This window comes from Tersicoccus phoenicis (assembly GCF_001968835.1).
GTDB classification, from domain to species: domain Bacteria; phylum Actinomycetota; class Actinomycetes; order Actinomycetales; family Micrococcaceae; genus Tersicoccus; species Tersicoccus phoenicis.
Genome location: NZ_MRDE01000081.1, coordinates 124,286 through 130,674, shown reverse-complemented (window position 1 = coordinate 130,674; position 6,389 = coordinate 124,286). Strand labels below are relative to the sequence as shown.

5 protein-coding genes are annotated in these 6,389 nt (G+C 67.8%); all 5 read right to left on the bottom strand.

The annotated features are described in order from the left end of the window. Positions 1 to 508: 508 nt before the first annotated feature. Complete coding sequence (gene gdhA / locus BKD30_RS14830) at positions 509 to 1,849, bottom strand: NADP-specific glutamate dehydrogenase (RefSeq protein WP_076705814.1); 1,341 nt, start codon at positions 1,847 to 1,849, stop codon at positions 509 to 511. A 185-nt stretch (positions 1,850 to 2,034) separates the two neighbouring features. Next, entirely contained in the window at positions 2,035 to 3,297 is a 1,263-nt protein-coding gene (locus tag BKD30_RS14825) for a M24 family metallopeptidase (RefSeq protein ID WP_076705813.1), read from the bottom strand. Positions 3,298 to 3,302: 5 nt separating this feature from the next. Continuing rightward, positions 3,303 to 4,271, bottom strand: coding sequence for a polysaccharide deacetylase family protein (locus tag BKD30_RS14820; protein WP_076705812.1), 969 nt, complete (start codon positions 4,269 to 4,271; stop codon positions 3,303 to 3,305). Continuing rightward, positions 4,252 to 5,793 carry a purine-cytosine permease family protein gene (locus tag BKD30_RS14815; RefSeq protein WP_408033388.1) on the bottom strand — a complete coding sequence of 514 codons (1,542 nt, stop codon included), beginning with the start codon at positions 5,791 to 5,793 and terminating at the stop codon, positions 4,252 to 4,254. Before BKD30_RS14815 ends, BKD30_RS14820 begins: the two co-directional genes overlap by 20 nt. Positions 5,794 to 5,908: 115 nt before the next feature. Next, positions 5,909 to 6,100 (bottom strand): hypothetical protein, encoded by a 192-nt coding sequence (locus tag BKD30_RS14810; protein ID WP_076705808.1) that lies wholly within the window; start codon positions 6,098 to 6,100, stop codon positions 5,909 to 5,911. Positions 6,101 to 6,389 lie beyond the last annotated feature (289 nt).

The window sequence follows — 6,389 nt, the reverse complement described above, 5'->3', positions numbered from 1 at the left end:
CTGGGACGGTCAGCTCGAGGAGTCACCACCCCACCATCATCGGTGCCGGCATCAGCTACGGTCATCGTCATCTCGGATCTCGTTCCAATCTCGCCCCATACAATGGGAAGCACATCAACCCTGTTGTCTCACACCATCCTGACGCACAGGGATTCGCCACTGCCCTCGACCGCGCGACGAGCGCATACTTGAAAGCAGTAACGGGCGTCGCGCCGTGGTAGCAAAGGAGGATCCAATGGCAACCCGCCGTTCGAGCAAGGCCGGTCCTGCGGTTGGTGCGGACACTGTCCGTCATGTTGGTCCAACCGCCGGTCGCTTCATCGGACCGAAGACCGGCTCCGCCGTCAAGGTGACTTTCGGCCGCCGCGAAGTCCAGGGCATCGTCGTCGGTAGGACCATCACCGGCAGGTACAGCGTGAAGGTGGACGTTCCGGGTGCTGACTCGCCCGTGACGACGACTTATGCCGCGGACGAACTCCGTGCCGTCAGCTAGCTCGGCTGACGCCCCTCAGATCACCCCGAGCGCGACCATCGCGTCGGCGACCCGCAGGAACCCGGCGATGTTCGCGCCGACGACGTAGTTGCCCGGCGAGCCGAACTCGTCCGCCGTGGTGGCGCACGAGTCGTGGATCTCCCGCATGATGCCGGCCAGCCGATCCTCGGTGTACTCAAAGCTCCACGAGTCACGCGACGCGTTCTGCTGCATCTCCAGGGCGCTGGTCGCGACGCCGCCGGCGTTCGCCGCCTTGCCGGGGCCGAACGCCACCCCCGCGTCCGTGAGCACCCGCACGGCGTCGGGCGTGGTGGGCATGTTCGCCCCCTCCGCCACGTAGCGGCAGCCGCTGCGGACCAGCGCGATCGCATCCGCTTCCTGCAGCTCGTTCTGGGTGGCCGAGGGCAGCGCGATGTCGCAGGGCACCTCCCAGATCGAGCCGTCGGCGACCAACCGGCCGCGGTGTTCGGTGTAGGCGTCGATGCGTTCCCGGCGCACCTCCTTGACCTCCTTGAGCAGGTCCAGGTCGATGCCGGCCTCGTCGACGACGTAGCCGCTGGAGTCCGAGCAGGCGACGACGGTGCCGCCGAACTCGTGCACCTTCTCGATCGCGTAGATCGCCACGTTGCCGGAACCGGAGACGACGACGCGCTTGCCGTCGAACGACTCGCCCCGGGCGCGCAGCATCTCCTGGGCGAAGTAGACGGTGCCGTACCCGGTCGCTTCCGTGCGCACCTGTGACCCGCCCCAGGTCAGGCCCTTGCCGGTGAGCGCACCGGACTCATAGCGGTTGGCCAGGCGCTTGTACTGGCCGAACAGGTAGCCGATCTCGCGGGTGCCGACACCGATGTCACCGGCCGGGACGTCGACCTCCGCGCCGATGTGCCGGTTCAGTTCCGTCATCAGCGACTGGCAGAACCGCATCACCTCCCGGTCGGACTTGCCCTTCGGGTCGAAGTCCGAGCCGCCCTTGCCGCCCCCGATCGGCATGCCGGTCAGGGAGTTCTTGAAGATCTGCTCGAATCCCAGGAACTTGACGATGCCCAGGTTCACGCTCGGGTGGAAGCGCAGGCCGCCCTTGTAGGGGCCGAGCGCGGAGTTGAACTGGACGCGGAACCCGCGGTTCAGGCGCACCGCACCGGCGTCGTCGATCCACGGCACCCGGAAGATGATCTGCCGTTCCGGCTCGCAGATCCGGGAGAACACGGCCGCGTCCAGGTACTCGGGATGCTTGCGGACCACGGGGGCGAGCGAGTCCAGCACCTCGTGCACCGCCTGGTGGAACTCGCTCTCCCCGGGGTTGCGCTGCAATACCTCGGTGTAGACGTCGTGCAGGGCTGCTTCGGCTGCGGGCACGGGGGTGCTCCCTTCGGGTCGGTGATCCGGCCGCCGGGGCGACCTCGTCGAGCCTAGCGGTCACGGCCCGGTGCGCCGGGGTCGATGACGTCGGCCACGGCGACGACGGTAACGGACGCGGACGACGACGACGCCCCGGGCGCGGGGCCCGGGGCGTCGTCGTCCGTGCTGTCGAACGCCTGGCGTCAGGCGTCGATGATGTTGTGCTCCGGACCGAAGCCGAACTTGGTGATGTTCTCCACGGAGTCCTCACCGACCACGAGAATGTCGTGCTCGCGGTAGCCCCCGGCACCGGGCTCGCCCTCGGGGACGGTGATCATCGGCTCCATCGAGACCACCATGCCGGGCTCGAGCACCGTGTCGATGTCCTCGCGCAGCTCCAGGCCGGCCTCGCGGCCGTAGTAGTGCGAGAGCACGCCGAAGGAGTGGCCGTACCCGAACGTGCGGTTGGCCAGCAGCCCGTGGGAGATGTAGATCTCGTTCAGCTCGGCGGCGATGTCCCGGCAGACCGCGCCCGGCTTGATCAGTTCGAGGCCGCGCCGGTGCACCTCGACGTTGATGTTCCACAGGTCCAGCGAGCGCTCGTCGGGCTGGCCGAGGAACATGGTCCGCTCCAGCGCGGTGTAGTAGCCGCTGGTCATCGGGAAGCAGTTCAGGGACAGGATGTCCCCACGCTGCAGCTTGCGGGTGGTGGCCCAGTTGTGGGCGCCGTCCGTGTTGATGCCGGACTGGAACCAGACCCAGGTGTCGCGGACCTCCTGGTCGGGGAAGGTCCTGGCGATCTCGTGCACCATCGCCTCGGTTCCGATCAGCGCGACCTCGTACTCGCTGATGCCCTCACGGATGGCGGCCTTGATGGCCTCGCCCCCCAGGTCGCCGATGCGGGCGCCGTGCTTGATCACCTCGATCTCCTCGGCCGACTTGATCATGCGCTGGCGCATGGCCGCCTGGGAGACGTCCACGAGTTCGGCGCCGGGGAAGGCCGCGGCGATCTTCTCCCGGTTCATCAGGGGCAGGGTGTCGTCCTCGACACCGAGCCGGTCGGCCGTGACGCCCCGCTGACGCAGGGCCTCCTGCAGGCCGAAGTAGTAGTTGTCGCGGCGCCAGTCGGTGTAGACGATGTTCGCGCCGTAGGAGGTCCGCCAGGGCATGCCGGCGTCGATGTTCGCGGTGACCGTGACCGAGTCGTCCTTGGTGACCACGAGCGCGTAGGAGCGGCCGAAGTACGTGAAGAGGAAGTCCGAGTAGTACTTGATGTTGTGGTACGAGGTCAGGATCACGGCGTCGAGGTCCTTCTCGGCCATGATCTGGCGCAGGCCGGTGAGGCGGCGCTCGAACTCGGCGTCGGAGAACGTGAGCTTGCCCTTCGTGCCGATGTGCAGCGTCTTCAGGCGCTCCAGTTCGCTGACGTCGCTGACGTTGCTGATCGGGGCATTGGTGGTGGTCATGGGGCTCATGCTCCTGTCGTGGTGACGTACTGGTGGTCGGTGGCGTCCGGTCGCTCCTGCGCGGTCGGCGGCGCCGTCGTACTGCCGGGTTGACCCGGCAGCGGTCCGGGGTCGGGCAGTCGCTGGTGCCGGTGCACGTCGGTGGTGACGGTGCGCGCGTGCTCGGCGATCTGCTCGAGGGTCGTGATCCACACGCCGTCCAGGCCCTTGACCCGCTCGATGAGCGTCTCCAGGGCGGTCAGACGGGAGGGACGGCCCGAGATGAAGGGATGGTTGGTCAGCACGAAGCAGCCGCCGGCCGCGTGAGAGGCCTGCGCCTCCAGGCTCCACAGCTCGAGCGCCTTGTTCGGGGACTCGATCACGCCAGAACCCGTCCAACCGGGGTAGAAGGCGTACTGCTCCCAGTCGTCCAGCGCCCAGTCGATCGGGATCTCGACCAGGGCCTGCGCGTCGGTCATGCCCTCGCCGGCGAACAGGTAGGGCGCGTCGCCGTCGAGCAGGCTGGAGTCGTAGTGGAATCCCCGGTCGGCCAGCAGCTTCGTGGTGTGCCAGTTGTACTCCCACCACGGCGCGCGGTAACCGACGGGGCGGACGCCGGCGACGGCGTCGAGCGCGTCCAGGCCCCGGTCGATCATGTCCGCCTCGTCCTGCTCGGACATGCCGCGGGTGTTCTCGTGCAGGTAGCCGTGGTGACCGATCTCGTGGCCGTCCTCGATCAGCGCCTTGACGATGTCGGGGTGCAGCTCGGCGGTGTAGCCGGGGACGAAGAAGGTGGCCTGCACGTCCTGGCAGCGGAGCATCGCCAGCAGTTTGGGCACCGCGACGGTGGGCCCGTACTGCTGATGGGTCATCAGGGACATCCGGTCGACGGCGGTGTGGTCGAAGGCGATCGCTCCGGCCTCGGCGTCGACGTCGAAGGTGAAGGCGGCGGCGCTGCGGTGCGCGCCGGGCCATTCAGGCGTGGACAGGGGCATTCCCGGTTCCTTCCGTGTCGGGGGTCGTATCCGGGCCGGAGCCCGGGACCGTGGCGCCGGCCGGCACCTGGTCCGGGCGGGGGATCACCGCGTTGCCGCGCGTGTCGAGGGCCTCGCGGTCGGTGAGGTTCTGCCGGATGCCCAGGGGGACGCCGTCGTGGACGCGGGACTTGAACCGGGGCCAGCCCAGGGCCAGGTACAGGCCGCCGGCGACGACGGTGCCGGCGAGCCAGGACAGGTCGACGCCGCCCATGGCGGTGGCGATCGGGCCCTGGAAAGCGGGGATGGCGCCGTACATGAACAGCCAGGTGGCGATGATGCCCGCGAAGAAGGCGGTGAACGCCACCGGGTTGAACGCCTTCAGATGTGTGTCCGTGGGGGAGAGGAACAGGTAGCTGAAGTTCTGGTGCCGGCGTTCGAACACGTAGTAATGGACGGCCATGATGCCACCCCAGGTGGCGACCCAGGCGACGATGCTGATCAGCCAACCGTCGAGGGTCTGGCCGAAGTCCGGAGACAGGGTGAACAGGTACACGCCGCCCATCGCCAGTACGCCCACGACGATGGAGAGCACTTTGCGAGGGATCTTGACGTCGAGCGCCTGGACGGCGACGGAGAACGTGTACATGTTGATGATGTTCGTGGCGATCGGGCCGTGGATGACGAGCAGGATCACCGGAATGGCCATCAGGCCGAAGTTGGAGACGATCAGCTCGCCCGGGTCGGCCTGGCCGTTCTTCGTCGCCAGGCTCGCACCGAGCAGGCCGAGCCAGACGACGGGCAGGAACTGGCCGAGGGCGCTGGCGGCGAAGAGTTTGACGGGCTTGACGGACCTGCTGACGAAGCGGGAGTAGTCCGGCGCGTAGGTGAACCAGCCGATGCCCCAGCCGATGCCGATGGCGGTCATGATGCCGGACATCGCGGCGAAGCGCTCACCGCCCTCGAGCACCGCGCCGGCGGGACCCTGGTAGCCCCAGTCGATGTCCAGCTGGGTCCACGCGATGATCGACATGGCGACGAGGACGATCAGGGTGGGCGGCATCGTCCACCGCTCGAACCTCGCGATGGCCTTGTAGCCGCGGTAACAGATGATCACCTGGATGGTCATGATGACGGCCGCGACGCCGAGACGCCAGCCCAGGTTCTTCTGCGTCGGGTCGACCCAGCCGACCAGACCGAACAGTGCCATCACCAGGTCGAGGATGATCCAGGTGTTCACGGCGGCCCAGCCGATGGCCACGATGGCCTGGATAGCGGCGGGCAGGTACGCGCCGCGGCGGCCGAAGGCGCCGCGGGCGAGCAGCATGCCGGTGGCCCCGGTCTTCTGGCCGAGCAGGACGAAGAAGCCGAAACCGGCCATGCCGATCAGGTTCCCGACGATGAGCACCGTCATGGTGTCCGCGAAGCTCAGCCCGAGCTGGATGCCCAGTGCCCCGAGGATCCAGTTGATCGGCGCGACGTTCGCGCCCGCCCAGATCCAGAACTGGCCGGACAGCTTGGTGGTGCGGGCGTGCTCGGGCACGGGTTGCAGCGTGTCTTCGACCTCTTGCGTGACGGTCTCCGAGCTGGAGGGTACTTCTTTCATGTCGACCCCTTCGGTCGGTGCGTGGAACGCGTGTGATTGGGGCTGGCGGGTGTCAGGATTCCCGCAGCGGAGTCCGCGAGGTCTCCCGGGCGCACAGGACGGCGACCAGGGAGACGACCGCGGCGGCCATCAGGTAGAAACCGGGGGCCAGGGTGGTGTGGGTCTGTCCGATCAGCGCGGCCGTCTCCGGGCCCGGTCCGGAGACCGTGACCTTGTCGGTGGGGGTGGGGGGCGACGAATCCACGTCGGTACCGCCTTCCGCTGTCTGTCGTTCCGGCTCTGGTCGTCGTCGACCACGGCTCGGCTCCGGGCCATCACCCGGCTGTTGCGAGCAACGCAACAGTGATGCACCACACAGTAGGCCCATGCAAACGTGTACGACAAGAGGTAGCCGCAGATTGTCTCGAACTGGTCGTCACAATCGGCACGATTGATATGTCAGGCTGCCGCGTTCGCCAGGCCGGTGCCAGTGACCGGGGCCGCCGTCACGAACAGCGCGGTGCCGACGGAGATCGAATACGTCTCCCGGAGCG

What these genes read in the sequence shown, in the direction of transcription:
- BKD30_RS14825 (WP_076705813.1), bottom strand. Translation starts at nt 3,297, where the DNA reads ATGACCACCACCAATGCCCCGATCAGCAACGTCAGCGACGTCAGCGAA.
- BKD30_RS14820 (WP_076705812.1), bottom strand. Translation starts at nt 4,271, where the DNA reads ATGCCCCTGTCCACGCCTGAATGGCCCGGCGCGCACCGCAGCGCCGCC.